Source organism: Pseudomonas sp. GW822-FHT03F08 (assembly GCF_058801265.1).
In genome coordinates, this window is sequence record NZ_JBXANC010000001.1 from 774,739 (window position 1) to 797,131 (window position 22,393).

Below are 22,393 nucleotides of genomic sequence, written 5' to 3' on the forward strand. Positions count from 1 at the left end.
TTTTCATGCATTACCAGACCGTACTGTTCGACCTCGATGGCACCCTGACCGATCCGCGCGAGGGCATCACCCGCTCCATCCAGTTCGCCTTGAGCAAACTCGGTATCGATGAGCCGGACCTGACCAAACTGGAACACTTCATCGGCCCGCCGCTGTTGCAGGCGTTCATGCAGTTTTATGGTTTCGATGAAGCCAAGGCGTGGGAGGCGGTGAATTTCTATCGCGAGCGTTTCAAGGTTACCGGTCTGTACGAGAACCGGGTGTTCGAGGGCGTCACACCATTGCTGGAAACCCTGAGTGGCCAAGGCCGGCAGCTGTATATCGCGACTTCAAAACCGTGGGTGTTCGCCCGGGAAATCGCCCGGCACTTCGATTTCGCCAAACACTTCAAGGTGATCTATGGCAGCGAGCTGGACGGCACCCGCACCAACAAGGTCGAGCTGATTGCCCACCTGATCGCAGAAGAAGGGCTGGATCCGGCCAATACGCTGATGATCGGTGACCGCAAGCACGACCTGATCGGCGCCCGCAGCAACGGTCTGGATGCAGCGGCAGTGGGTTATGGTTTCGGCAGCCATGAAGAGCTGAGCGCCGAGGCGCCGGCTTATCACTTCGAAACCCTGGCCGAGTTGCATCAGGCGTTTCTGCAGCGCTGATCGTCAATCGGAGCGAAGGGCGGCCAGCTCACGCAGGGCTGTCTTTCGCTTGTCAGCCGGCAATCCGCCCAGTTTCTCCACCTGTGCATAGAACTTCAGCCAATCCCCGCCCACCTGCCTGAACAAGGCTGCAAACGCCGGCACCCACTGGTCATACAGCCCGAACGGCAACAACCGCGCATTGTTCAGCGGCGCATTGACCCAGGCGTCGTAACGTTTGTCGCCGGCCCACTGGCTGTCGCGCATCGCCCGATAATCCCGGCGAAACCGTTCGAACTCGGCAGCCTTGCGTTCGCGCATGTGTTCGACGGGCATCGACTGGGCGTACAGCTTCTCCAGCCGGGTTCGGGTGTCGAGGATCAGTTGAATGAACTGATCCCGTCGTTTGAGCTGGGCATCGTTCTCTGGCGGCAAGCCACGAAACGCCCGCCACTGCCGGGTGCCTTCCTGCTCGACGAAGGTCGCGTAAGACTCGTTGAACTCGGTGTCGTCCTTCACATAGAAACGTTGGTGGCCCAGCTCATGGAAGATCAGCGTGGCCAAGCGTTCGTCACCCCAGCCCATCATCGAGTTGAGGATCGGATCATTGAACCAGCCCAGGGTCGAATAGGCCTCGACGCCGCCAATCGACACGTCCATGCCTTGCAAGCGCTGAATCGCCGCCTCGCCCCGCGCCGCACTCTGGCTGTAGTAGCCGCGATAGGCCACGCAGCCGGCAATCGGGAAGCAATGGTTTTGCGGGCTCAGGGAAAACTCCGGGGTGGCGAACACGTTCCACACCACGTATGGGCGATGGATATCGGCGTACAGGCGATAGCTCTGGTTATCCGGCAGGTGCAGGTGTTGGCTGGCGAAGTCCCGGGCCTTCTGCGACTGGGCCAGGTGGGCACGCAGTGTGGCGTCCCGGCTCGGGTCGGCGATCACCTCGGCCACTGGCTCGCGAGCCCGCAGCAATTGCAGCTGACCACAGGCCAACTGACTGTAATAGCTGACGCTGGAACAACCGTTGAGCAGCAAAAGCAATGTGCTCGGAAACAAAACCCGCAAAACGCGATCAAGTAACCCAAGGCTTGGAAACGGCCTGATCACAATAAGAAATCCCCCGGAAAGTCTGATCGCAAGACTATCCCGCCCATTGGAGCTCCGCCATGCGCATGTTGATACTGACGGGAGGCCTGCTGACGCTGGCCGGTTGTGCCGGATTCGGAATGCCTTCGCCCGACCCCACGCAAGCCTGGATCGACCTGGATACACGGCAACAGGACACGGCGCTGCAAGCGCTGGAAGTCGACAAGAAGGCTGCCGTCGACAAACGTTACTTCGAAGTACAACCCGGCAGTCATGAACTGAAGGTGCGTTACCAGTTTCCGGTGGAGGCAACCAACATCGGCCCCGACGCGGAGCCCCTGTGGCGCGATTGCCAGTTGAACGTGACATTCAAGGACTTCAACGCCGGCCAACGCTATCAGCTCCAGGCCGGCAATATCGGTTTCCGGCCGTGGGCCAAACTCTATGACCAGCAGCGCAACGTAGTCGGTCAGGGCAAACCGGCAGGCTGTCAGCGCACCTGATCGGCGTTATGCTGGATGTCCGAATTCACGGACATTCATCATGCGCAAGACGATGCTGTTACTGGTTGCCGGTGTACTCGCCGGTTGTCAGACGCCGATGCCTCCGGTCGATCCCAACATGGCCTGGGTCGAGTTCTCGACGCCGACCCCGGGCGGAAAATTGCTGATGGCCGAACGTCTCGACAAGCAGCGCCTGACTGACGGACGTTTTTTCCAGGTAACGCCCGGCAGCCATGAGTTGCTGGTGCGTTTCGATTTCGAGGCGCCTGGTGGAGGCGGCGGTCTGTTGAACGACCCCGTGGAGCGCCTGTGCTACCTGACCATCCGCTTCGACCATTTCGAAGCGGGTCAGCGTTATGTGCTGGAGGGTCGCTCCCTGATGTTTACTCCCAGTGCCCGGCTGTATAACGCCAAGCGGGAAATTGTTGCCGAGGATCGCGACACCTATTGCGCCATCTAACCTGAATCAGCGGTCGTTCTTCTGGTAGATGATGGCCTTCGTACCGTTGTCGCAAGTGCCGACGATCATGGCGACGTCGTGCTTTTCGGCTTCCTCTTTGGAGACTATCTCCAGGGTGTAGGAAGGCACGGCATTCGCCTGAATCTTGATTTCGATCTCTTGCTTGAGTTCTTCGCAATCTTTTGGCGCCGCGAAGGCCGACGTCGCCAGCACGCCACAGATAACCGCCAAGGCAAAACGTTTCATGGTTGAAGCTCCTGGGAGCAGCGCGCACGAAGATGCGCGAAAGCTGCTGTCATTTATTCGACCACATTTTTGCCTGGCGGGTTCTGATTCGGCGCAAGTCAATCAACTGACCAGTGATGCATCCAGGCTGATCTTCGCGTTCAGCACCTTCGATACCGGACATCCTTCCTTGGCCTTGTTGCTCAGTTCCTCGAATTGCGCCTGGGTGGCACCTGGGATTTTAGCTTTGAGGATCAGCTTCACGGCGGTGATCGCGAAACCGCCCTCAACCTGATCGAGGGTGACTTCGGCCTGGGTGTCGATGCTTTCGGCCTTCAGCCCGGCGTCGCCGAGGATCATCGAGAACGCCATGGAGAAACAGCCGGCATGGGCGGCGCCGATCAGTTCTTCCGGGTTGGTGCCCTTGCCGCCTTCGAAGCGGGCCTTGAAGCCGTACGGCGCTTCCCGCAGGACGCCGGTTTCGGTGGAGATCGAGCCGATGCCGGTTTTCAGGTCACCTTCCCAATGTGCGGATGCCTTCTTCACGATAGCCATGTGTGCCTCCTCAAATCGGCGCGAAACGCCGCGCCATCAGGGTTTCTGCTTGCAAGGCTTCTGAGGATAGACGCCGGGACAAAGTTCAGCTCATCTGAATCGTTGACTTTTTTAGTAGGAAATTTCGGATCGGCTATTGAAACTCGGGTATATGCCCTTATTGCACAGAACACGCTTATGAATTGGGCAGGTTTGCGTTCGCCAAGAACAAACCTGCGCCCTCAATCGGAGATGCAGGTTTATGAAGCAACTGTCCGACGTAAAGTTTTCCACCCTCGATCTGGTGCCGGTGCGCGAGAACGGTAGCCCGGCCCAGTCGCTGCGCAACTCGCTGGATCTGGCGCAGCATGTCGAAAAATTCGGCTACACCCGGTTCTGGGTCGCCGAGCACCACAACATGGACGGCATCGCCAGTTCTGCGACGTCGGTGTTGCTGGGCTATCTGGCCGGCGGCACGTCGACCATCCGCGTCGGCTCCGGCGGCGTGATGTTGCCCAACCACGCGCCGCTGGTGATTGCCGAGCAGTTCGGCACCCTTGAAAGCCTGTATCCGGGGCGGATCGACCTCGGCCTGGGCCGCGCGCCCGGCTCCGACCAGATGACCGCCCGAGCCCTGCGCCGTGAACGCTCCGGCAGTGCCGACGACTTCCCGGAAGACGTGGCCGAACTGGCGCGTTTCCTCGGCCCGCGTACGCCGGATCAGCGTGTGATCGCGATGCCGGGCACCGGCACCAACGTGCCGATCTGGCTGTTGGGTTCCAGCCTGTTCAGTGCGCAACTGGCCGGCGAGCGCGGTTTGCCCTACGCCTTTGCCTCACATTTCGCACCGCGCTTCATGCACGAGGCGATTCGCGTCTACCGCAACCACTTCAAGCCATCGGCGGTGCTCGACAAGCCGTACGTGATGCTCGGCGTGCCGCTGGTGGCCGCCGACACCGACGAGCAGGCCGATTACCTGGCGACCTCGGTGTACCAGCGAATTCTCGCGCTGATGCGTGGGCAAAGTCTGGTGCAGCGTCCGCCGGTGAAAACCATGGACGGACTGTGGCTGCCTCACGAGCGTGAGGCGGTGGGTGATTTCCTCGGTCTGGCGATGGTCGGCAGCCCGCAGAAAATCCGCGCAAAACTTGAGGTGCTGATTGAACAGACTCAGGCGGATGAGCTGATTTTCACCTGCGACCTGTACGAACACGCCGATCGCCTGCATTCCTACGAATTGCTGGCGCAGGTGATGAAGGGCTGAAGTCCGATAGTTGTGCAAAAAAGATAGCCGGGCACAAAAAAGCCGACGCATTGCGTCGGCTTTTGCATTTCAGGCGCGATCAACCGCGCTTGTAGACGATTTCCTTGGTGCCGCCCTCGCATTTGCCGACGACCTTGCCGCCAGCGGCAGCACCTTTATCGACGATTTCCAGCGAATAACCGGAGACGTGTTTCGCATCCAGTTTTGCCGCGATCGCGGCTTTCACTTCTTCACAGGGCTTGCCGGCAGCAAACGCACCACCCGCAAGGCTCAACAAACCTACTGCCAACATGAACTTCTTCATCGGTCGCACTCCCTGGTCGGATTAAAAGAGGCGGGCATCGAGCGATTTACCCGATGCGCTCACCCTGTAGCGCTTTGCCATTCCTATGGCATTCGGCCAGCGCGCAAGTTCAGAAGCGTAGACCAAACTCAGCTGCTGGCAATCCGGAACCCGACTTTCAGGGTCACTTGAAAGTGGGCGGCCTTGTTGTCCTTGATGTGGCCACGGGTATCGACCACCTCAAACCATTCCAGATGCTTGATGCTCTTGCCGGCCTCGGCCAGCGCGTTGTTGATGGCGTCTTCGATGCTGCTGGGGGACGAACCGACCAGCTCGATTTTCTTGTAGGTGTGATGGTCACTCATGGCGATCTCCTTGACGTGTGGAATTGAGCCTAGCAGCGATTTGCAGTGTTGATTTCGTTCGCTTCGGGAAAGGCGAGTTCAGATTTTCTGCACTTTCCAGAACCCGCGAAGTCCCAAACAACACACGCCACTCATCACCAATGCAGGAGAGCCACCATGGCCAACACCTCGTTACGCAAAGCCTCATTGCAAAGCATGGAAGCGGAGATCGAGAGTCTGCTCAAGTCGCTGGAAAGCCTGAAAGACGACGCTTCGGACGAGTCGCGCAAGACCCTCAAGGCGCTCAAGGGCAACGCCGAAAGTGCGCTGAAACATTCGCGCAGCCTGCTCAGCGATGCCTACGAAGAAGTCAAAGTCAAAACCCGCGAAACCGGGATCGCCACCCGTGATTATGCGCAGGAACATCCGTGGACGACTGCCGGTGTGGCGGTCGGGGCACTGGGTCTGCTGGCCGCTTATCTGCTGTTCAAGCGCGGCGAGTGATCCGCCTGGCGTAGCTCGTTCTTGAGCCATTGCGCCAGTTGCCGGGCGCGTCCGTCTGCGGCGCGCTTGGGTAGCCACAGCGCCAGTTGCGCCGGGGTTTCGCAAAAGCCCCATGGCGCGACCAGGCGCCCGGCTTTCAAGTCTTCGGCCACCAAGGGTTCCGGCGCAATCGCCACGCCCAATCCGGCGACGGCCGCTTCCAGCAAGTAATACAGATGCTCGAAACCTTGGCCCAGCTTCAATGCCTTGGCGTCGAGGCCGGTTTGCTGCGCCCAGCTCGGCCAGGCTTGCGGGCGTGAGGTTGTGTGCAGCAAGGGTTCGCCGAGCAGGGCAGTGGGCGGCGCCGATTTCAGGTGCTGGTAGCCGCTGAACAGCGGGCTCATGACCGGGCCGATGCGTTCGCTGGCCAGCTCGTAGACTTGCATGTCCGCCGGCCATGGCGGTTCGGCGAACAGCAGCAAGGCATCGAGTCCCGGGCGGCGCGGATCGAGGTCGCCTTCTCCGGCCGACAGGTGCAGACGCAAGTCCGGCAGATCGGCATTGAGCCTTCCCAGTCGCGGAATGAACCAGCGCGCCAGCAGGCTGCCGGAGCAGCCGAGCACGAACGGAGCGTCGGCGGTGCTTTGGGTCAGCTCGGCACAAACACTGCGCAAACGGTCGAACGCCTCGCCGCTGGCATCGCGCAGACGGATACCGGCATCTGTGAGTTTCAAGCCGCGACCGTCCTTGGCGAACAGGCTGACGCCCAGGTGCTCTTCAAGCACCTTGAGCTGGCGGCTGACCGCGCCGTGGGTGACATGCAGCTGCTCGGCGGCCTGGCTGACGCTGTTCAGCCGGGCGGTGGCTTCGAAGGCGCGCAGGGCGTTCAGCGGGGGAAGGTCATGGCTCATGATATCTGTGAGTTTTCCTGACAGGTTGTGGCGATCTTATCGGTTTTCAGCCTGCAAGGTCAGGGGTAGAGTGAACGCCATTGTCTTCTCGTGAAATCCGCTGGAGCGAACCATGACCCAGACTTCGAACACCTCCGATCTGCGTAACGGCCCTGACGCCAACGGCCTGTTTGGCTCGTTCGGCGGCCGTTACGTTGCCGAAACCCTGATGCCGTTGATCCTCGATCTGGCCCGCGAGTACGAAGCGGCCAAGGAAGATCCGGCGTTCAAAGAGGAATTGGCCTACTTCCAGCGCGACTACGTCGGACGTCCGAGCCCGCTGTATTTCGCCGAGCGCCTGACCGAGTTCTGCGGTGGCGCCAAGATCTACCTCAAGCGCGAAGAGCTGAACCACACCGGCGCGCACAAGATCAACAACTGCATCGGCCAGATCCTGCTGGCGCGGCGCATGGGCAAGAAACGCATCATCGCCGAGACCGGCGCCGGCATGCACGGCGTGGCGACGGCCACCGTGGCTGCGCGCTTTGGCCTGGATTGCGTGATCTACATGGGCACCACTGACATCGAACGTCAGCAGGCCAACGTGTTCCGCATGAAGCTGCTGGGCGCCGAGGTGATCCCGGTGGTCGCCGGCACCGGCACCCTGAAAGACGCGATGAACGAAGCGCTGCGTGACTGGGTGACCAACGTCGACAGCACCTTCTACCTGATCGGCACCGTGGCCGGCCCGCATCCTTACCCAGCTATGGTTCGCGACTTCCAGGCGGTGATTGGCAAGGAAACCCGCGAGCAGCTGCAAGCTCAGGAAGGTCGCCTGCCGGACAGCCTGGTGGCGTGCATCGGCGGCGGTTCCAACGCCATGGGCCTGTTCCACCCGTTCCTCGACGACAAGAGCGTGGAAATCATCGGCGTCGAAGCCGCCGGTTACGGCATCGAGACCGGCAAGCACGCGGCCAGCCTCAACGGCGGCGTACCGGGTGTGTTGCACGGCAACCGTACCTTCCTGCTGCAGGACGACGATGGCCAGATCATCGACGCCCACTCGATTTCCGCCGGCCTCGACTATCCGGGCATTGGCCCGGAACACGCGTGGTTGCATGACATCGGCCGCGTCCAGTACACCTCGGTGACCGACGACGAAGCCCTTGCGGCATTCCACCAGTGCTGCCGTCTGGAAGGGATCATTCCGGCACTGGAAAGCGCCCATGCCCTGGCTGAAGTATTCAAACGCGCGCCGAAGCTGCCGAAGGATCACCTGATGGTGGTCAACCTGTCCGGCCGCGGTGACAAAGACATGCAGACCGTCATGCACCACATGGAAACTTCCAAGCAGGAGAAACACTGATGAGCCGCCTGCAAACCCGCTTTGCCGAACTCAAGGAACAGAACCGCGCCGCACTGGTGACCTTCGTCACCGCCGGTGATCCGGATTACGACACTTCGCTGGCGATCCTCAAGGGCCTGCCGAAAGCCGGTGCCGACGTGATCGAGCTGGGTATGCCGTTCACCGACCCGATGGCCGACGGTCCGGCGATCCAACTGGCGAACATCCGTGCCTTGGGGGCCAAACAGAACCTGATCAAAACCCTGCAGATGGTCCGCGAGTTCCGCAAGGACAACAGCGACACGCCGCTGGTGCTGATGGGTTACTTCAACCCAATCCACAAATTTGGAGTCGAGCGCTTCATCGCTGAAGCCAAAGAGGCCGGCGTTGACGGCCTGATCGTGGTCGACATGCCGCCGGAGCACAACTCGGAGCTGTGCGACCCGGCCCAGGCTGCAGGCATCGACTTCATCCGCCTGACTACGCCCACCACTGATGATGCACGTCTGCCGAAAGTGTTGAACGGCAGCTCCGGGTTCGTTTACTACGTGTCGGTCGCCGGTGTGACCGGTGCCGGTGCGGCGACTCTGGAACACGTCGAGGAAGCGGTGGCGCGTCTGCGTCGTCATACCGACCTGCCGATCAGCATCGGTTTCGGTATCCGTACGCCGGAGCAGGCTGCGTCCATCGCGCGTCTGGCCGATGGCGTGGTGGTGGGGTCGGCGCTGATCGATCACATCGCCAACGCGACCACGCCGGACCAGGCCATCGACGGCGTACTGAGCCTGTGTTCGGCACTGTCCGAAGGCGTGCGTAAGGCCCGCGTCAGCTGAAGGTAAAGTTCCTGATACAGAGGAATTAGCACCTCGCGGCACAGACTAATCAAGCAAGACCGAGGGATTCAGAACCACGTTCTGAGTCCCTTTTTGCTGTTAGTGCAGTGAGGAAAATCCATGAAAATGCCGAAACGTCTGATTGCCAGTCTGGGCGTGCTGATGATCAGCGCGACGCCGCTGCTGGCCAGCGCTGACCCACGCGACGATCACGACCACGGCGGCCCGCAACAGGGTCAGTACGACAATCGCGGTGGCGATCACCATGATTGGCAAAGCAGCCACCGTGGCGGCCCGCCACCACACGACTTCGGGCCGGTGCGTCAGGTGATTCGTGACAATCACGGCTACTTCGTTCGCGGTGCACCTCCGCCTCCGGGTATTCGCCTGGAACGCGGCCGGCCGTTGCCGCACGGCTATTACGGCGAGCGGCTGGATGCCCGGGCGTTGGGACGTTTGCCGGTGTATCCGGGCTATGAATGGCGTCGGGCCGGTGGCGATATCGTGTTGATCGCGATCGGTACCGGGATCGTCTACGAAGTGTTGGATGGTGTTCTGTACTGATTTGCAGGCAATAAAAAAGACCGCAGCCTTTCGCAGGCTGCGGTCTTTTGTTTTTCAGGGGAGTGGTTTTTCAGGGCAGATCCAGGCCGCCCGAGGCTTTGTGCAGTTTGCGCAAATGCTCGCCGATCTGCTTCACGTTGGCCTCGTTGGCTGCAATCTCCGCTGCCCGCTTCGGTTCCAGCAGCGCTCGCACTTCCTTGTCCAGATCACCGCTCAGCACCAGTAGCTGTTTCTGGCGCTGACTGCTTTCGGCTTCCAGTCGGCTGAACTCGCTGGGTTGTGGCAGGCCATAACCACGAGAGTCGAGCAGTTCTGCCGGGCGACTGAGGAAGCCGCTGTTGGCGAGGATCTGCTGCAACGTTGCGTTGGCCTTGTCCATGCCGCCGTTTTCCAGTTCCCGGGCACCGAGGTAGCGTTGCTTGACCTCATCCTGGGCCAGCAGCAACTGGCGACGGAAGCTTGCCTGCTCCAACAGCAGCAATGCGGCGCTGGTACGCAGGTCCGCGCGTTCGAACCATGGCCGCCGCTCTTCGGCAGACAGCGACAGCCATTCCTCGACGCTGGTCTGCTTGATCGGCAATTGCTTCTTCAGCACCTCGAACATTGCCTGATAGCGATCGCGGAACGAGTCGAAGCGGTAACCCAGGCGCAACGCCTCTTTGGGATTGTCGAGCACGCTGGTATCCGCCAGGCCCCGGCCCTTGAGCACTTCCAGCAAGCCGTTGGGCATGATGCTGTCGAGGCCGGTGAGCTGCGCATTGTTGCTACCGCTGCGCAGCAGTTTCAGGCTCTCCACCGCGCAGTTGTTGGACAGGAAGAAGTAGTTGCCGTCGTAGCTCCAGTGCATTTCGGCGGCGTGTTCGACGACGTCTTCGATCTCGCTGCGGGACAGGTTCAGCGGCACCGAGGCGAGGCTGCGCAGTTCGGTCTTGGTGTATTCGTCGATCACCTGCGCCAACGGCAGGACGAACAGACGCGAAGGGTATTTTCCGACCAGTCCGTCCCAGCTCGACAGCTGCACATCGCCGACGAATGCGCGGTAGGACAGCACCAGATGCTGGTCCAGATCCAGTCTGCAATCCGGTCCGCGTGGCCGGCCCGGGGCGCAGATCACCAGGCGCAACATGCTGTGCCCCCAGCGGCTGACCCAGTTCTGGTTCGCTTCGGCCAGCAGGTAGTCGATGGCGTAGACCCGCTCCGGATCGACCTGGCCCAGCGGCTGTTTGGCAAAGTCGTTGCCGGCATTGAGGAAGGCAAAGGATTTGGCGCAGGTGTCCTTTTCCGGCGGCGCCCAGCCAAAGTGTTCCTGGTAATAGCGGTACAGCGCGGGCCGGCGGCAGGCGTAGCTCGGGTCGAGGAGGAAATACTCCATGTTGACCGCGACGAACTCCTTCGGACTGGAGACCTCGTACAGGTCCGGGCTGCGGGCGATCTGCCGGTTGTGCTGTTCACGTTCGCCACGGCGGCCGACGTATTGCTGCCAGCCGGCGAGATCGAGCAGGCGCGGGTCATCGCTGAGGGTGAAGCGCCGGTCATTCTGACCCCGACACTCATCCGGCAGGCCGATCAGCCCGGCACTGTTATTGCGGCGCGTGCAGCGCTGGATCAGCGTGCGTTCGGCGGCCGGCCACAGGCGTGCGCGGTCGTAGATATGGGTGATTTCGTGCAGCACCGTGGCCAGCAGTTCCTGCCGCACGGTGCCGTGGGGGCGATTGGTTTTTTGCGTGGCCGCGCTGCCGTCGGTGAGACTGGCGAGCAGTCTGCGGTTCAGGTCCAGCTCGGAGACGAGCGTCGCCTGGCCATAGGCATTGGCGGGCATGTCGTCGGTCCAGCCGACATCGATGCGTCGATCCAGGCGTTCGATGAAGCTGGGCGGCAGTTTCTGCATCGCTTCATCGAGCAACGCCTGGCTGGCCTGTTGTTGGGCGGGGCTCAGGCCGTCGGTCTTGAGCCGCAGTTGCAGGCTGGCGTGGGCGTTGCTGCCGATCAGCAGCAGCGCCCCGGCCAGCAGCCAGGCGCTGAGAGACTTCACAATGCGAGGATGGCTTCGGCGAGTACCTGATCACTGGCGTCGCGGGCTTCCGGCACGCGGGTGCGCAGGGTGTTGAGGGCGGCTTCCAGGTGCGCGCCACGGATATCACCGTTGCTGGCGACGAAGCTGGCGGCGTCATCGTGGGCTTCGCGGATGATTTTCGAATCGCGGATCGAAGTGGTGGTATCGGAAGTGAAATCGATGGTGCGCTGGGAGGCACGAACGATGATGTTACTGGTGGCTACCAGGGTGTGCGCCTGGGCCATATCGGCCAACAACAACAGGCCAAGGGCGGCAGCAATCAGCGGGCTACGCATGGAACGACTCCGGAGGGGGCAAGAATAACTATTGGACGAGAATTGCCTGTGCCAGTTCAAGGTCGCTTACATGAAGTTTTGGCCGGGATTTGCGCAGGTAATGCAACGCGGATTCCAGCTGAGCGCCTCGCAACTGGCCGTCACTGGCAACGAATGCCGCCGCATCGTCGTGGGCGGCGAGCAGCAGTTTACGGTCGAAAGGCGCGGAAGACACCATGCTGGTGGCGTAACCGCTGACAACGGTGTTTTGCGTCGAGACGTCAAAGGCATCGACCGAGGTCGTCCAGCAGACAGTGACCAGAACAGAAGGGATAAGCAGATTTGAAAGAAAACGCATGAGTCTCAGGAGCTGTTAGCGAGCCCCAAGGCTAGCGCAATGCCCGGTCTAGAGCCAGCGGCGAAACATCGGGACACGACGGGCGTGTCCCTTCCAGCAATGCCGGCTCAGATCGCCAGAATGGCTTGTGCCAGTTGTGCGTCGGTCGCATTCAGTTGCGGGGCCTGATGGCGGATGAGGTCCAGAGCACTCTCCAGCTTCACGCCGCGGATCTGGCCTTCGCTGGCAACGAAGCTGGCAGCGTCGTCACGGGCAGCGATCACGACTTTGTTGTCACGCAGCGAAGAACTGACGTCGGAAGTCGCGTCCGAAGAGGACTTCAGCGCGCCAACAACGGCGTCGGTGGTCACGATGAAGCTGGTAGCGCTGGCATTGGCAGCCACGGCCAGCAGGGCGGCAGCGCTGAGCAGGCGAAGACGGGACATGGTGTAACTCCTCTGGAAATATCGTATTGAGAGGTGGCTTGGTGTCTGGGAAGTCAGACGCCAGTCGCACGGCATTCGCCACGTTCTGCCCGGATATTAGGCCTGTGTGGGAGGTTTCGCACAGAGGGCAAAATGCTAGCGCCAGAAGGGTTTCTCCAGTTCGTTCTGCCGATCGGCGTGGCTGAGACCCAGATCGGCGAGATCCCGCCCATCGAGTTGAGCCAGCAGGCGCCGCGTCCTGGCGCGCTCCAGACCTTGCCAGAAACCCCTGAATAGCCGTCGAAGGAGACCGAAGCGAGGAGAGCGTTCGACCGCGACTGCTGAAACATCCTGTAAGTGATTCATGACGTCTTCCTTTTGCCGATGGAGGCGGAAGGTCATGTTGAGCCGAATGCAATGAGCACGGCAGATACACCACAGTGAAATTGTACTGGTTCAGTTTTTGAAAAAGTTAAACTGTACTTGTCTGCGATGCAGGCACCTGTACCGCATGTTTTCCGACGCCAAAACGACAAGACCCGTCGCGGTTTCCCGCGACGGGTCTTGTGTGTTCAATTCGGGTTGCTGGCGGTGGGTCTAACGACCAGAGCCAGCGACGCTACTTAGCGCCAGAACGGCTTGCTCAGCTCTTCGTAGCGTTGTGCTTCGCTAATCCCGGCGTCAGCCAGCAGACGCGAATCCAGGCGAGCCAGTTGGTGGCGGCTGGAGATGCGGCGCTGCCACAGCATCAGGTTGGCGATAACGCGCAGAGGCAGGGAAGCCTGGGTTTTTGCAGCTTTGTCTTCGAAGAACAGTTCGGAACTGAGTGTACGTTCCATGGTTGACATCCTTCCGCTTGTGGCGGGATTAGGTAGTGGTTTAACTGGTGCCTATGATCCTCTCGTTTGGCCAGACTCTCTAGATACAGTTCACTTGTATTGTGAGTGACCAGTTAACTGTTTATGGGGGGTGTACGGGTCAAAATTGCGCAAACTGTACCTGTCTGCGCCTATTTGGTGCATTTTTGCTCAATTCGGTGATTCGAGTAGGCAAAAGCCTTAGGAAAAGACCGGTACAGCAGTACAGTTTTTGACGGTAATGGAAGTTTTCAGAATCCCGCTGACGAAACTGTGTTTGCGCCAGCGGAAAATCTGTGCGGATTACGCCTTCAGCATGCGCCCGGTTTCTTCCAGATTGATGTGCCAGCTCAGAGCATCACGCAAGATGTGCGGGGTGTGGCCGCCGATGGCGCAGGCTGCTGTGAAGTAGTCGTTCAGCGCCTGGCGGTAGTCCGGGTGCACACAGTTGTCGATGATGACCCGGGCGCGTTCACGTGGCGCCAGGCCGCGCAGGTCGGCCAGACCGACCTCGGTCACCAGGATGTCGACGTCATGTTCGGTATGGTCGACGTGGCTGACCATCGGCACTACGCTGGAAATCGCGCCGCCCTTGGCGATCGACTTGGTCACGAACACCGCCAAGTGTGCGTTGCGCGCGAAGTCACCCGAACCGCCAATGCCGTTCATCATCCGCGTGCCGCAGACGTGGGTGGAGTTGACGTTGCCATAGATGTCGAACTCGAGCGCCGTGTTGATACCGATGATGCCCAGGCGCCGAACCACTTCCGGATGGTTCGAGATCTCTTGCGGGCGCAGCACCAGTTTGTCCTTGTACTTCTCAAGGTTGCCGAACACGTCGCTGTTGCGCCGCTCCGACAGCGTGATCGAGCTGCCCGAGGCGAAGCTCAGCTTGCCCGCATCGATCAGGTCGAAAGTCGAGTCCTGCAGCACTTCGGAGTACATGGTCAGGTCTTCGAACGGCGAGTCGATCAACCCACACATCACCGCGTTGGCAATGTTGCCGATCCCGGCCTGTAACGGGCCGAGCTTGTTGGTCATGCGTCCGGCATCGACTTCCTGCTTGAAGAAGGTGATCAGGTGATCGGCGATGGCCTTGGTGTCGACATCCGGCGCCGACACGGTGGACGGCGAATCCGACTGCTGGGTGATCACGATCGCGACGATCTTCTCCGGAGGGATCGGGATCGCGGTGCTGCCAATACGGTCGTCGACTTTTACCAGCGGGATGGGCGTGCGGGTCGGGCGATAGGTCGGGATATAGATGTCATGCAGACCTTCGAGGTTGGCGTTGTGTGCCAGGTTGATCTCGACGATCACGTGTTTGGCGAAGATTGCGAAGCTCGCCGAGTTGCCCACCGAGGTGGTCGGCACGATGTGGCCCTGTTCGGTAATGGCCACGGCTTCGATCACGGCGATGTCCGGCAGTTTCAGTTGCTGGTTGCGCAGTTGCTCGACGGTCTCCGACAGGTGCTGGTCGATGAACATCACTTCGCCGGCGTTGATCGCCTTGCGCAAGGTGCTGTCGACCTGGAACGGCATGCGCCGGGACAGGACGCCGGCCTCGGTCAGTTGCTTGTCGAGGTCGTTGCCCAGGCTGGCACCGGTCATCAGGCTGATCTTCAGCGGCGTGACCTTGGCTCGCTCGGCCAGTGCATGGGGAACGGCCTTGGCTTCGCCGGCGCGGGTGAAGCCGCTCATGCCGACGGTCATGCCGTCCTCGATCAGCGCAGCAGCGTCGGCGGCGCTCATCACTTTATCCAACAACGAAGGCAGGCGAATACGGTCACGGTACATGGATTATTTTCTCGGGCAGCGAGTAGCAGGATGCGCAGTCTAGTGAATTTCGCGGGCGCCTGTCCCGCTACCAAGGTCGCAAACGAGGCGTCTATTCAGCGGGTTTCAAGTAAAACACCGTTACCGGATCTGCAACAACGCGGCAAATTGTCCGACGTTTTTCGCAAACAAAAACGCCCCGACAAGTCGGGGCGTCCGGGGAAGCAGCGCGCGAGTTACTCGACCGCTTTGACCATGTCTTCGATGACTTTCTTCGCGTCGCCGAAGACCATCATGGTCTTGTCCAGGTAGAACAGTTCGTTGTCCAGACCGGCATAGCCGCTGGCCATCGAGCGCTTGTTGACGATGATGGTCTTGGCCTTGAACGCTTCGAGGATCGGCATGCCGGCAATCGGCGATTTCGGATCGTTCTTGGCAGCGGGGTTGACCACGTCGTTGGCGCCGAGCACCAGCACCACGTCGGCCTGGCCGAACTCGGAGTTGATGTCTTCCATCTCGAACACCTGGTCGTACGGCACTTCGGCCTCGGCCAGCAGTACGTTCATGTGTCCGGGCATCCGACCGGCCACCGGGTGAATCGCGTACTTCACGGTCACGCCATGGTGGGTCAGCTTCTCGGTCAGCTCCTTCAGCGCATGCTGCGCACGGGCCACCGCCAGACCGTAACCTGGCACGATGATCACGGTGTCGGCGTTGGTCAGCAGGAAGGTCGCGTCATCAGCCGAACCGGATTTCACCGGACGGGCTTCCTTCTCACCGGCAGGGCCGGCGTCTGCTGTATTGCCGAAACCGCCGAGCAGTACATTAAAGAAGGAACGGTTCATCGCCTTGCACATGATGTACGAGAGGATCGCACCGCTCGAACCCACCAGGGAGCCGGCAATGATCAGCATCGAGTTGTTCAGCGAGAAACCGATACCCGCCGCCGCCCAGCCGGAATAACTGTTGAGCATCGACACCACGACCGGCATGTCGGCGCCGCCGATCGGGATGATGATCAGCACGCCCATGATGAAGGCCAAGGCCAGCATCAATGCGAATGCGGCGAGGTTGCCGGTCAGCATGAAGGTGATGCCGAGGATCAGCGTCGCCAGACCCAGTACCGCGTTCAGCTTGTGCTGACCGCTGAACTGTACCGGTGCGCCCTGGAACAGACGGAACTTGTACTTGCCCGACAGCTTGCCGAACGCGATCACCGAACCGGAGAAGGTGATGGCACCAATGGCTGCGCCGAGGAACAGCTCCAGACGGTTGCCCGCCGGGATCGAGTCGCCCAGTTGCTTGACGATGCCCAGCGACTGCGGCTCGACCACCGCAGCAATGGCGATGAACACCGCTGCCAGACCGATCATGCTGTGCATGAAGGCGACCAGTTCCGGCATCTTGGTCATTTCAACGCGCTTGGCCATGATCGAACCGGCGGTGCCGCCGACCAGCAGGCCGACGATCACGTAGCCGATGCCTGCGGTGGCTAGCTCAGCCCCGAGCTTATAGATAAGGCCGACGGTGGTAAGGATCGCCAACGCCATGCCGAGCATGCCGAACAGGTTGCCGCGACGCGACGTGGTCGGGTGCGACAGACCCTTGAGGGCCTGGATGAAGCAGATCGACGCGATCAGGTAGAGCGTCGTGACGAGGTTCATGCTCATTACTTAGGCGCCTCTTCTTTTACTTTCGGGGCTTTCTTCTTGAACATCTCAAGCATGCGGCGGGTCACCAGGAAGCCACCGAACACGTTGACCGCTGCCAGTGCCACGGCGAGGGTGCCCATGGTCTTGCCCAGCGGGGTGACGGTCAGTGCGGCGGCGAGCATGGCACCGACGATCACGATCGCCGAAATGGCGTTGGTCACCGCCATCAGCGGCGTGTGCAGCGCGGGTGTAACGTTCCAGACCACGTGGTAACCGACATAAATCGCCAGCACGAAGATGATCAGGTTGTAGATACCGGGGGAGATAAGCTCTTCCATCGTCTGAATCCCTGCTTAGGCGTTTTTGCGGATGACTTGGCCGTCGCGGCACATCAGGCACGCGGCGACGATGTCGTCTTCGAGGTTCACTTCGAACTGGCCTTCTTTGGTGAAGACCAGCTTCAGGAAGTCCAGCAGGTTGCGTGCGTACAGTGCTGAGGCATCTGCCGCGACTTCACCGGCGAGGTTGGTCGGGCCGACGATGGTCACCCCGTTCTCGATCACGACCTGATCGGCCACGGTCAGCGGGCAGTTGCCGCCCTGGGCTGCAGCGAGGTCGATGACCACCGAGCCGGGTTTCATCTGCGCCACGGTGTCCGCGCTCAACAGTGTTGGAGCCTTGCGACCCGGGATCAGTGCGGTGGTGATGACAATGTCAGCCTGCTTCGCGCGTTCGTGCACGGCCTGGGCCTGACGCTGCATCCAGCTCGCCGGCATCGGGCGGGCGTAACCGCCGACGCCGACCGCGCATTCGCGTTCTTCATCGGTCTCGTAAGGCACGTCGACGAATTTGGCGCCGAGGGATTCGATCTGTTCCTTCACGGCCGGACGTACGTCGGACGCTTCGATGACGGCACCCAGACGTTTCGCCGTGGCAATCGCCTGCAACCCGGCCACACCGGCACCCAGAATCAGCACGCGCGCCGCTTTCACGGTGCCCGCAGCGGTCATCAGCATCGGCATGAAGCGCGGATAGTAGTGAGCGGCCAGCAGCACGGCCTTATAGCCGGCAATGTTCGCCTGGGACGACAACACGTCGAGGCTCTGGGCCCGGGAGGTACGTGGCGCCGCTTCCAGGGCGAACGCGGTAATCCCGCACTCGGCCATCTTCGCGATGGTGTCGTTGTTGAACGGGTTGAGCATGCCCACCAGCACCGTTCCGCGCTTGATCAGCGTCAGTTCGGCATCGCTTGGCGCGACCACTTTGAGAATCAGCTCGGCGCCAAACGCGTCATTGGCACTGCCAATGGTTGCGCCTGCCGCTTCATAGGCACTGTCGACAACGCTGGCTTTAACGCCGGCGCCGGTTTGCACAGTGACCTTATGACCTTGGCTGATCAGCTTTTTAATGGTTTCCGGGGTTGCAGCAACCCGTGTTTCACCGGTCTGGGTTTCGAGAGGAACACCAATGTGCACGTCAAATCTCCTGCGTGATCTTATTGAGTAAACCCATGCACTACGGATGGTGCGACTGGGGCGGCCGATCAGCACGATCCCGCCAAATCAGGGCGGGGCGCGGCATTTTGCAGGCGAAGTTTATGCCCTTCAAGGGATTATGACGGGTGACGGAAAATTAACTACAAGTCATCCCGTGACCGAATGTCGCAGATGGCTGGCTGAATCCCTTGCAGGCCGTGCCTTGCAAGGAGTGTGGATGAATTTGAAGAATTTTCTCATCGGTGACGTGAATAGGTCGTAATGAGTCGCGAATGAAGGCTCAAAGCCACGTCGCCAGCCGCTTGTGGGACGTCTGTACGACTTTCGGATACAGTCTGTCGATTTGCGACAAATAGTTATATCTGTAGGGCTTTGAATATCCTGACTACGGGGTTAGTAATCGCTGAAAGCCTTTATCCTTCTAGGTTGTAGCTGTGTGCCTGGTTCACCAGCCAATCGCGAAATGCCTTGAGTGACGCGGATTCGACCTTTCGCTCCGGAATCATCAGGTAATACGCCTTGATGCTGGAGAGTGCGTTCGGGTTGGCAATTACCAAGCGTTTCTCGGCCAGTTCACGTTGAATCAGGAACGGTGGGATCAGCGCGATACCCATGTCGTGCATGGCCGCTTGGGCCAGCATGGAGAATAGCTCGTAGCGTGGGCCTGTCATGTCGCGGGGAATGTTCAGGTGCTGCGAGTTGAACCACTGCCGCCAGGCGTAGGGGCGGGTGGTTTGCTGGAGCAGCGGCAGATCGGCGATCTCTTCGGGCGTGAGACTGTTCTTGCTGCCGAGTAGGGCGGGACTGCACACCGGCATCGGATTTTCACCCATCAATCGGTGGGATTCAGTCCCCGACCAATCGGCATCGCCGAAATAGATGGCGGCATCGAAGTCGGTGTCTGCAAACAGGAACGGGCGGGTACGGTTGGTCAGGTTGACCGTTACTTCGGGGTGCTTGAGCTGGAAGTCCTTCAGTCTTGGCAGCAGCCATTGCGTGCCGAAGGTGGGCACCACAGCGAGCTCGATCACATTGGTACCTTGCTGCCCCATCACCGAGAGGGTGTCGCGCTCCACGGCGTCGAGTTGAGTGGCAACCCGGCGGCTGTAGGAAAGACCTGCTTCCGTCAGCTTCACCCCGCGACGGGAGCGTCGGAACAGTTCGACGCTGAGGAAGTCCTCGAGGCTGGCGATCTGTCGGCAAATGGCGCCCTGGGTGAGAGAAAGTTCTTCGGCGGCCTTGGTAAAGCTCTCGTGACGGGCGGCGGCTTCAAAGCTGATCAGGGCGGTGGTGCTGGGTATCTTGCGGCGCATGTACGTCAACCTCACTAATACATCGCTCAATCGGCATTTCGCGACGTTTCGGAGTGAGAAATTAGCACAACAGGATGCGAAATCCTCGTTTGCCGGGATGACGAAGCGGGCCTAGGATCAATGCCACGTTAATTCACCCGATTTGCGAGGACTCACTCATGGGCGGTAAAGCTAGCTTCAACTGGATCGATCCACTGCTGCTGGATCAACAGCTGACTGAAGAAGAACGCATGATCCGCGACACTGCCGAGCAATTCGCCCAGCAGAGCCTCGCGCCGCGCGTGCTCGAAGCCTTCCGCCATGAGAAGACTGACCCGGCGATCTTCCGTGAGATGGGTGAGGTCGGCCTGTTGGGCGCGACCATCCCCGAGCAGTACGGTGGCAGCGGTCTCAACTATGTCAGCTACGGCCTGATTGCTCGTGAAGTCGAGCGCGTCGACTCTGGCTACCGTTCGATGATGAGCGTGCAGTCTTCGCTGGTCATGGTGCCGATCAACGAGTTTGGTACCGAAGCACAGAAGCAGAAGTACCTGCCGAAACTGGCTTCCGGCGAATGGATCGGCTGCTTCGGTCTGACCGAGCCGAACCACGGTTCCGACCCGGGCGCGATGATTACTCGTGCACGCAAAGTGGAAGGCGGCTACAGCCTGACCGGCGCCAAGATGTGGATCACCAACAGCCCGATCGCTGATGTGTTCGTGGTCTGGGCCAAGGACGACGCTGGGGACATCCGCGGCTTCGTGCTGGAGAAGGGCTGGAAAGGCCTGAGCGCTCCGGCGATTCACGGCAAGGTCGGCCTGCGAGCCTCGATCACTGGCGAAATCGTCATGGATAACGTGTTCGTGCCGGAAGAGAACATCTTCCCGGACGTGCGTGGCCTGAAAGGTCCGTTCACCTGCCTCAACTCTGCACGTTATGGCATCTCCTGGGGCGCGCTGGGCGCGGCGGAGTTCTGCTGGCACACCGCTCGCCAGTACACCCTGGACCGTCAACAGTTCGGCCGTCCGTTGGCTGCGACTCAGTTGATCCAGAAGAAGCTCGCGGACATGCAAACCGAGATCACTCTGGCGCTGCAAGGCTGCCTGCGTCTGGGTCGCATGAAAGATGAAGGCACCGCTGCGGTTGAAATCACTTCGATCATGAAGCGCAACTCTTGCGGCAAGTCTCTGGATATCGCTCGTATGGCGCGTGACATGTTGGGCGGTAACGGGATCTCCGATGAGTTCGGGGTGGCCCGTCACCTGGTCAACCTGGAAGTGGTGAATACCTATGAAGGTACTCACGACGTTCATGCGCTGATCCTCGGTCGTGCACAGACCGGCCTGCAGGCGTTCTATTAATAGGAGAGCGACCATGGGCGCGCTGTCGCATCTGCGGGTACTGGATTTGTCGCGAGTGCTGGCCGGCCCATGGGCCGGGCAGATTCTTGCCGACCTTGGGGCGGAAGTGATCAAGGTCGAGCGCCCGGGCAATGGTGATGACACTCGTGCCTGGGGGCCGCCCTTTCTAAAAGACGCTTACGGCGAGAATACGTCGGAGGCGGCGTATTACCTGTCGGCCAACCGCAACAAACAATCGGTGACGATCGACTTCACGCGTCCCGAAGGTCAGAAACTTGTACGGGAGCTGGCAGCCAAGTCGGACATCCTGATCGAGAACTTCAAGGTCGGTGGGTTGGCGGCTTATGGTCTGGACTATGAGTCGCTGAAGGCGATCAATCCGGATCTGATCTATTGCTCGATCACTGGATTTGGCCAGACCGGGCCGTATGCCAAGCGCGCGGGTTATGACTTCATGATTCAGGGGCTCGGCGGGCTGATGAGCCTCACCGGGCGACCTGAAGGTTATGAGGGCGCCGGGCCGGTGAAGGTGGGTGTGGCGCTCACGGATATTCTGACCGGTCTGTATTCGACTGTGGCGATCCTGGCGGCACTGGCTCATCGTGATCACGATGGCGGCGGTCAGCACATCGATATGGCGTTGCTGGATGTGCAGGTGGCATGTCTGGCTAACCAGGCGATGAATTACCTGACGACGGGCAATGCACCAAAACGGCTGGGGAATGCGCATCCGAATATTGTGCCGTACCAGGATTTTCCTACGGCCGATGGCGACTTCATTCTTACCGTGGGCAATGACGGGCAGTTCCGCAAATTTGCCGAGGTGGCCGGGCAGCCGCAGTGGGCGGATGATCCGCGTTTCGCGACTAATAAGCTGCGGGTGGCGAACCGGGCGGTGCTGATTCCACTGATCCGCCAGGCGACGGTCTTCAAGACGACCGCCGAGTGGGTGGCTCAACTGGAGCAGGCGGGTGTGCCGTGCGGGCCGATCAATGATCTGTCGCAGGTGTTTGAGGACCCGCAGGTGAAATCCCGTGGGCTGGCGATTGAGCTGCCACATGCTCTGGCGGGGATGGTGCCGCAGGTGGCCAGTCCGATTCGGTTGTCTCGGACTCCTGTTGAGTACCGTCGTGCGCCTCCTTTGCTGGGCGAACATACGCTGGAGGTTTTGCAGCGAGTGCTGGGCTTGGGGGCTGGGGCGGTGGCTGCGATGAAAGAGGATGGGGTGCTTTGATGGCTTCCTCTATATAGAAGGGGTGGTATCTCTTTCTTCTATATAGAGGGAATCGGGTGCTTTTTTGACCTGTCGGCAAGTTATTGAAAGAAAAGCGTAATTAAGAGTTGACGGCAGATTCTGGAGGCCTATAATTCGCCCCACTTCCGGCGCAGTCGAAACGGAAAACTCCTTGAAACTCAA

General features: G+C 60.2%; 27 protein-coding genes. 10 read left to right on the forward strand and 17 right to left on the reverse strand.

Features of this window, described 5'->3' with window-relative positions; genetic code table 11:
* Positions 1 to 5: 5 nt before the first annotated feature.
* Positions 6 to 656: an HAD family hydrolase gene (locus AC1RME_RS03625; protein ID WP_096822449.1), complete on the forward strand. Its 651-nt coding sequence runs from the start codon at positions 6 to 8 to the stop codon at positions 654 to 656.
* A 3-nt stretch (positions 657 to 659) separates the two neighbouring features.
* Here the strand turns inward: AC1RME_RS03625 and AC1RME_RS03630 are convergent, their stop codons facing one another.
* Positions 660 to 1,745, reverse strand: coding sequence for an aminopeptidase (locus tag AC1RME_RS03630; RefSeq protein WP_493090479.1), 1,086 nt, complete (start codon positions 1,743 to 1,745; stop codon positions 660 to 662).
* Between the two features lie 59 nt (positions 1,746 to 1,804).
* Here AC1RME_RS03630 and AC1RME_RS03635 point away from each other — a divergent pair, with 59 nt between their 5' ends.
* The gene (locus tag AC1RME_RS03635) at positions 1,805 to 2,227 is read left to right on the forward strand and encodes a PA0061/PA0062 family lipoprotein (RefSeq protein ID WP_096822451.1); all 423 of its coding nucleotides are present in this window, start codon (positions 1,805 to 1,807) and stop codon (positions 2,225 to 2,227) included.
* A gap of 40 nt (positions 2,228 to 2,267) precedes the next feature.
* Positions 2,268 to 2,687 (forward strand): PA0061/PA0062 family lipoprotein, encoded by a 420-nt coding sequence (locus AC1RME_RS03640; protein WP_096822452.1) that lies wholly within the window; start codon positions 2,268 to 2,270, stop codon positions 2,685 to 2,687.
* A gap of 6 nt (positions 2,688 to 2,693) precedes the next feature.
* Here AC1RME_RS03640 and AC1RME_RS03645 read toward each other — a convergent pair whose 3' ends face one another.
* Both AC1RME_RS03645 and AC1RME_RS03650 read right to left on the reverse strand, forming a co-directional pair.
* Positions 2,694 to 2,933: a DUF1161 domain-containing protein gene (locus AC1RME_RS03645; RefSeq protein ID WP_074689739.1), complete on the reverse strand. Its 240-nt coding sequence runs from the start codon at positions 2,931 to 2,933 to the stop codon at positions 2,694 to 2,696.
* 102 nt (positions 2,934 to 3,035) lie between these two features.
* Positions 3,036 to 3,467 carry an OsmC family protein gene (locus AC1RME_RS03650; protein WP_096822453.1) on the reverse strand — a complete coding sequence of 144 codons (432 nt, stop codon included), beginning with the start codon at positions 3,465 to 3,467 and terminating at the stop codon, positions 3,036 to 3,038.
* A gap of 241 nt (positions 3,468 to 3,708) precedes the next feature.
* Here AC1RME_RS03650 and AC1RME_RS03655 point away from each other — a divergent pair, with 241 nt between their 5' ends.
* Positions 3,709 to 4,710 (forward strand): LLM class flavin-dependent oxidoreductase, encoded by a 1,002-nt coding sequence (locus tag AC1RME_RS03655; protein ID WP_039764807.1) that lies wholly within the window; start codon positions 3,709 to 3,711, stop codon positions 4,708 to 4,710.
* A 79-nt stretch (positions 4,711 to 4,789) separates the two neighbouring features.
* On the opposite strand, the gene AC1RME_RS03660 is transcribed toward AC1RME_RS03655, so the two are convergent.
* Positions 4,790 to 5,014: a DUF1161 domain-containing protein gene (locus AC1RME_RS03660; protein ID WP_096822454.1), complete on the reverse strand. Its 225-nt coding sequence runs from the start codon at positions 5,012 to 5,014 to the stop codon at positions 4,790 to 4,792.
* 128 nt (positions 5,015 to 5,142) lie between these two features.
* A complete protein-coding gene (locus tag AC1RME_RS03665; RefSeq protein WP_096822455.1) occupies positions 5,143 to 5,358 on the reverse strand; it encodes a dodecin in 216 nt (71 codons plus the stop codon).
* Between the two features lie 156 nt (positions 5,359 to 5,514).
* On the opposite strand from AC1RME_RS03665, the gene AC1RME_RS03670 reads away from it, so the two are divergent.
* Positions 5,515 to 5,841, forward strand: coding sequence for an ElaB/YgaM/YqjD family protein (locus AC1RME_RS03670; protein WP_007953918.1), 327 nt, complete (start codon positions 5,515 to 5,517; stop codon positions 5,839 to 5,841).
* Here the strand turns inward: AC1RME_RS03670 and AC1RME_RS03675 are convergent.
* Positions 5,814 to 6,731, reverse strand: coding sequence for a LysR family transcriptional regulator (locus AC1RME_RS03675; RefSeq protein ID WP_096822456.1), 918 nt, complete (start codon positions 6,729 to 6,731; stop codon positions 5,814 to 5,816). The genes AC1RME_RS03670 and AC1RME_RS03675 overlap by 28 nt on opposite strands.
* Positions 6,732 to 6,843: 112 nt before the next feature.
* Between AC1RME_RS03675 and trpB the strand changes: the two genes are divergently transcribed.
* The 3 genes from trpB to AC1RME_RS03690 all read left to right on the forward strand — a co-directional run bounded on the left by trpB (position 6,844) and on the right by AC1RME_RS03690 (position 9,452).
* Positions 6,844 to 8,076, forward strand: a complete 1,233-nt coding sequence (gene trpB, locus AC1RME_RS03680; RefSeq protein ID WP_085713009.1) for a tryptophan synthase subunit beta — start codon at positions 6,844 to 6,846, stop codon at positions 8,074 to 8,076.
* Complete coding sequence (gene trpA / locus AC1RME_RS03685; protein ID WP_007953915.1) at positions 8,076 to 8,888, forward strand: tryptophan synthase subunit alpha; 813 nt, start codon at positions 8,076 to 8,078, stop codon at positions 8,886 to 8,888. The genes trpB and trpA overlap by 1 nt, the downstream gene beginning before the upstream one ends.
* A gap of 120 nt (positions 8,889 to 9,008) precedes the next feature.
* On the forward strand, positions 9,009 to 9,452 hold the full coding sequence (locus AC1RME_RS03690; RefSeq protein WP_096822457.1) for an anti-virulence regulator CigR family protein: 444 nt from the start codon (positions 9,009 to 9,011) through the stop codon (positions 9,450 to 9,452).
* A 70-nt stretch (positions 9,453 to 9,522) separates the two neighbouring features.
* Here the strand turns inward: AC1RME_RS03690 and AC1RME_RS03695 are convergent, their stop codons facing one another.
* The 11 genes from AC1RME_RS03695 to AC1RME_RS03745 all read right to left on the reverse strand — a co-directional run bounded on the left by AC1RME_RS03695 (position 9,523) and on the right by AC1RME_RS03745 (position 19,636).
* Positions 9,523 to 11,484 carry a DUF7844 domain-containing protein gene (locus AC1RME_RS03695; RefSeq protein ID WP_096822458.1) on the reverse strand — a complete coding sequence of 654 codons (1,962 nt, stop codon included), beginning with the start codon at positions 11,482 to 11,484 and terminating at the stop codon, positions 9,523 to 9,525.
* Positions 11,481 to 11,801, reverse strand: a complete 321-nt coding sequence (locus AC1RME_RS03700; protein ID WP_065260625.1) for a DUF2388 domain-containing protein — start codon at positions 11,799 to 11,801, stop codon at positions 11,481 to 11,483. Before AC1RME_RS03700 ends, AC1RME_RS03695 begins: the two co-directional genes overlap by 4 nt.
* 28 nt (positions 11,802 to 11,829) lie before the next feature.
* Complete coding sequence (locus AC1RME_RS03705) at positions 11,830 to 12,138, reverse strand: DUF2388 domain-containing protein (protein ID WP_096822459.1); 309 nt, start codon at positions 12,136 to 12,138, stop codon at positions 11,830 to 11,832.
* Positions 12,139 to 12,245: 107 nt separating this feature from the next.
* Complete coding sequence (locus AC1RME_RS03710) at positions 12,246 to 12,563, reverse strand: DUF2388 domain-containing protein (protein WP_085713004.1); 318 nt, start codon at positions 12,561 to 12,563, stop codon at positions 12,246 to 12,248.
* Positions 12,564 to 12,698: 135 nt separating this feature from the next.
* Positions 12,699 to 12,944, reverse strand: coding sequence for a DUF1127 domain-containing protein (locus tag AC1RME_RS03715; protein WP_493070467.1), 246 nt, complete (start codon positions 12,942 to 12,944; stop codon positions 12,699 to 12,701).
* Positions 12,945 to 13,165: 221 nt separating this feature from the next.
* On the reverse strand, positions 13,166 to 13,381 hold the full coding sequence (locus tag AC1RME_RS03720; protein WP_003220409.1) for a DUF1127 domain-containing protein: 216 nt from the start codon (positions 13,379 to 13,381) through the stop codon (positions 13,166 to 13,168).
* Between the two features lie 321 nt (positions 13,382 to 13,702).
* Positions 13,703 to 15,196 (reverse strand): succinyl-CoA:acetate CoA-transferase ScpC, encoded by a 1,494-nt coding sequence (gene scpC, locus AC1RME_RS03725; protein WP_096822461.1) that lies wholly within the window; start codon positions 15,194 to 15,196, stop codon positions 13,703 to 13,705.
* A 215-nt stretch (positions 15,197 to 15,411) separates the two neighbouring features.
* Positions 15,412 to 16,845: an NAD(P)(+) transhydrogenase (Re/Si-specific) subunit beta gene (locus AC1RME_RS03730; RefSeq protein WP_493090482.1), complete on the reverse strand. Its 1,434-nt coding sequence runs from the start codon at positions 16,843 to 16,845 to the stop codon at positions 15,412 to 15,414.
* Positions 16,845 to 17,165 (reverse strand): NAD(P) transhydrogenase subunit alpha part 2, encoded by a 321-nt coding sequence (locus tag AC1RME_RS03735; protein WP_003187417.1) that lies wholly within the window; start codon positions 17,163 to 17,165, stop codon positions 16,845 to 16,847. Before AC1RME_RS03735 ends, AC1RME_RS03730 begins: the two co-directional genes overlap by 1 nt.
* A gap of 15 nt (positions 17,166 to 17,180) precedes the next feature.
* Positions 17,181 to 18,302 (reverse strand): Re/Si-specific NAD(P)(+) transhydrogenase subunit alpha, encoded by a 1,122-nt coding sequence (locus AC1RME_RS03740; RefSeq protein ID WP_011331831.1) that lies wholly within the window; start codon positions 18,300 to 18,302, stop codon positions 17,181 to 17,183.
* A gap of 434 nt (positions 18,303 to 18,736) precedes the next feature.
* Entirely contained in the window at positions 18,737 to 19,636 is a 900-nt protein-coding gene (locus AC1RME_RS03745) for a LysR family transcriptional regulator (protein WP_096822463.1), read from the reverse strand.
* Positions 19,637 to 19,794: 158 nt separating this feature from the next.
* Between AC1RME_RS03745 and AC1RME_RS03750 the strand changes: the two genes are divergently transcribed.
* Both AC1RME_RS03750 and AC1RME_RS03755 read left to right on the forward strand, forming a co-directional pair.
* The gene (locus AC1RME_RS03750) at positions 19,795 to 20,976 is read left to right on the forward strand and encodes an acyl-CoA dehydrogenase (protein ID WP_085712999.1); all 1,182 of its coding nucleotides are present in this window, start codon (positions 19,795 to 19,797) and stop codon (positions 20,974 to 20,976) included.
* A gap of 13 nt (positions 20,977 to 20,989) precedes the next feature.
* Complete coding sequence (locus AC1RME_RS03755; RefSeq protein ID WP_096822464.1) at positions 20,990 to 22,210, forward strand: CaiB/BaiF CoA transferase family protein; 1,221 nt, start codon at positions 20,990 to 20,992, stop codon at positions 22,208 to 22,210.
* The last annotated feature ends 183 nt before the right edge of the window (positions 22,211 to 22,393 follow it).

Coding starts and splice junctions, on each gene's coding strand:
- AC1RME_RS03660 (WP_096822454.1), bottom strand. CDS start 5,014: ATGAAGAAGTTCATGTTGGCAGTAGGTTTGTTGAGCCTTGCGGGTGGT.
- AC1RME_RS03655 (WP_039764807.1), top strand. CDS start 3,709: ATGAAGCAACTGTCCGACGTAAAGTTTTCCACCCTCGATCTGGTGCCG.
- AC1RME_RS03640 (WP_096822452.1), top strand. CDS start 2,268: ATGCGCAAGACGATGCTGTTACTGGTTGCCGGTGTACTCGCCGGTTGT.
- AC1RME_RS03705 (WP_096822459.1), bottom strand. CDS start 12,138: ATGCGTTTTCTTTCAAATCTGCTTATCCCTTCTGTTCTGGTCACTGTC.
- AC1RME_RS03730 (WP_493090482.1), bottom strand. CDS start 16,845: ATGAGCATGAACCTCGTCACGACGCTCTACCTGATCGCGTCGATCTGC.
- scpC (WP_096822461.1), bottom strand. CDS start 15,196: ATGTACCGTGACCGTATTCGCCTGCCTTCGTTGTTGGATAAAGTGATG.
- trpB (WP_085713009.1), top strand. CDS start 6,844: ATGACCCAGACTTCGAACACCTCCGATCTGCGTAACGGCCCTGACGCC.
- AC1RME_RS03745 (WP_096822463.1), bottom strand. CDS start 19,636: ATGCGCCGCAAGATACCCAGCACCACCGCCCTGATCAGCTTTGAAGCC.
- AC1RME_RS03690 (WP_096822457.1), top strand. CDS start 9,009: ATGAAAATGCCGAAACGTCTGATTGCCAGTCTGGGCGTGCTGATGATC.
- AC1RME_RS03735 (WP_003187417.1), bottom strand. CDS start 17,165: ATGGAAGAGCTTATCTCCCCCGGTATCTACAACCTGATCATCTTCGTG.
- AC1RME_RS03625 (WP_096822449.1), top strand. CDS start 6: ATGCATTACCAGACCGTACTGTTCGACCTCGATGGCACCCTGACCGAT.
- AC1RME_RS03710 (WP_085713004.1), bottom strand. CDS start 12,563: ATGTCCCGTCTTCGCCTGCTCAGCGCTGCCGCCCTGCTGGCCGTGGCT.
- AC1RME_RS03755 (WP_096822464.1), top strand. CDS start 20,990: ATGGGCGCGCTGTCGCATCTGCGGGTACTGGATTTGTCGCGAGTGCTG.
- AC1RME_RS03645 (WP_074689739.1), bottom strand. CDS start 2,933: ATGAAACGTTTTGCCTTGGCGGTTATCTGTGGCGTGCTGGCGACGTCG.
- AC1RME_RS03700 (WP_065260625.1), bottom strand. CDS start 11,801: ATGCGTAGCCCGCTGATTGCTGCCGCCCTTGGCCTGTTGTTGTTGGCC.
- AC1RME_RS03635 (WP_096822451.1), top strand. CDS start 1,805: ATGCGCATGTTGATACTGACGGGAGGCCTGCTGACGCTGGCCGGTTGT.
- trpA (WP_007953915.1), top strand. CDS start 8,076: ATGAGCCGCCTGCAAACCCGCTTTGCCGAACTCAAGGAACAGAACCGC.
- AC1RME_RS03675 (WP_096822456.1), bottom strand. CDS start 6,731: ATGAGCCATGACCTTCCCCCGCTGAACGCCCTGCGCGCCTTCGAAGCC.
- AC1RME_RS03750 (WP_085712999.1), top strand. CDS start 19,795: ATGGGCGGTAAAGCTAGCTTCAACTGGATCGATCCACTGCTGCTGGAT.
- AC1RME_RS03665 (WP_096822455.1), bottom strand. CDS start 5,358: ATGAGTGACCATCACACCTACAAGAAAATCGAGCTGGTCGGTTCGTCC.
- AC1RME_RS03715 (WP_493070467.1), bottom strand. CDS start 12,944: ATGACCTTCCGCCTCCATCGGCAAAAGGAAGACGTCATGAATCACTTA.
- AC1RME_RS03670 (WP_007953918.1), top strand. CDS start 5,515: ATGGCCAACACCTCGTTACGCAAAGCCTCATTGCAAAGCATGGAAGCG.
- AC1RME_RS03650 (WP_096822453.1), bottom strand. CDS start 3,467: ATGGCTATCGTGAAGAAGGCATCCGCACATTGGGAAGGTGACCTGAAA.
- AC1RME_RS03720 (WP_003220409.1), bottom strand. CDS start 13,381: ATGGAACGTACACTCAGTTCCGAACTGTTCTTCGAAGACAAAGCTGCA.